At 78.2% G+C, this 1,591-nt stretch carries 2 protein-coding genes and 1 pseudogene; all 3 read left to right on the top strand.

What is annotated here, in order from left to right; genetic code table 11:
• Positions 1–91: pseudogene (locus ACFT41_RS32260) on the top strand (Mur ligase family protein); the annotation flags it as partial.
• 99 nt (positions 92–190) lie between these two features.
• Positions 191–640, top strand: coding sequence for an SAV_6107 family HEPN domain-containing protein (locus ACFT41_RS32255; protein ID WP_377590407.1), 450 nt, complete (start codon positions 191–193; stop codon positions 638–640).
• A gap of 114 nt (positions 641–754) precedes the next feature.
• A partial coding sequence (locus ACFT41_RS32250; protein ID WP_377614113.1) for a hypothetical protein occupies positions 755–1,591 on the top strand: 837 nt, incomplete at its 3' end.

The raw sequence follows: 1,591 nt of genomic DNA, 5'->3' as shown, positions 1-1,591 counted from the left end.
CACCGGGACCAACGGCAAGACCTCGACCGCCCGGATGATCGACTCGCTGTTGCGGGCGTTCGGGCTGCACACCGGCCGCTACACCCGGCCGGCCCCACCCGGTGCGTCTTCCTCCGCACCACTCGACCCGGCCCGTGCCGGTGACCCCGGTCGCCGCGCCCGGCCCCGGCCACGTGGAGGAGACAGCCCCATGCCGACCAACCCGGCCCAGCCACCGACGGTGCCGGCGCACGTGCTGCCGCACCGCACCCCGGCCCAGCTCCTCGCGGTGGCCCGCCACGGGCTGGCGGAGGCCGCCCGCACCCGCCCCGACGGGCTGCGCTACGCCGCGGCCCACCTCGCCGCCCTCCGCGCCGCCGCAGCCGTGCTCGCCGCCCGCGCCCGCCCCGCGCCGGTCCGGCGACACCGCATCACCAGCGTCTGGGTCCTGCTCTGCACCGTCGCCCCCGAGCTGGACGAGTGGGCCGCGTTCTTCGCCGCCGGTGCGGGCAAGCGCGCCGCCGCCGAGGCCGGCATTCCCCGGGTGGTCAGCGCCCGCCAGGCCGACGACCTGCTCCGGGCCGCCGAGCAGTTCGTGACGGTGGTGGAGACCTCCCTCGGGTTGGCCCACCAGCCGGCGCTCGACGGCCTCGCCGCCTGACCGCCACTGACATCCAGCACATCCGGCACACCGGCACATCCAGCACATCCGGCACACGGGCACATCCAGCACATCCAGCGACGACGGGGCGAGGCACGACAGGGGGTTGGTCCGATGGCGGGCCGCATGGTGGTCGGTTCCGCCGCACTGGCCGGCCTGGTCCGTCCGGCGAGCGCGCCGGACCCGGGCGGGGCACACCGGATGCTGCCGGTGGCCCCCGAGCTGACCGGTCTGCTGCCCCACCGGGGGCTGCGCCGGGGCAGCACGATCGCGGTCGCCGCCGGCCAGCCCCGGCGCAGCGGCGGCACATCCCTGGTGCTGGCGCTGCTCGCCGAGGCGTCCCGGGCCGGCTCGTGGTGCGCCGTGGTGGGGGTGCCGACCTTCGGCGCGGGGGCGGCGGCCGAGGCCGGCATCGCCCTGGACCGGCTCGCCCTGGTGCCGCAGCCCGGGCCGGACTGGCCCACCGTCGTCGCCGCGCTGATCGACGGGGTGGACGTGGTGGTCGCCGCCGTGCCGGCCACCGTCTCCGCATCCGTGGCCAACCGGCTGGCCGCCCGGGCGCGACAGCGCGGCAGCGTGCTCGTCCCGTACGGCCGGTGGGACGGCGCGGACGTCACGTTGCAGGTGGTCCGGGGCATCTGGGAAGGGCTGGGCCAGGGCCGGGGCCGACTGCGGCGGCGCGAGGTCACCGTCTGCGCCCGAGGGCGCGGCGCGGCGGCCCGGCCCAAGGAGATCAAAGTCTGGCTCCCCGGTGACGCGCTCACCCGGGTCATCCCCCGTCCGCCCGTCGCGTCGGGCGTCTCCGCCACCGGCCGCTCGTCCGCCGGCCGGCTCCGCCCCGTCTCGCCGCGATCGTCCGAGCTGCTGCCGTCGTCCGCCGCGCTGCCGTCGTCCGCCGCGCTGCCGTCGTCCGCCGCGCTGCCGTCGTCCGCCGCGCTGCCGTCGCTGTCT

The organism is Micromonospora sp. NPDC057141 (assembly GCF_042670805.1).
Taxonomy (GTDB): Bacteria; Actinomycetota; Actinomycetes; order Mycobacteriales; family Micromonosporaceae; genus Micromonospora.
This window is presented reverse-complemented; position numbering and strand designations above follow the sequence as displayed.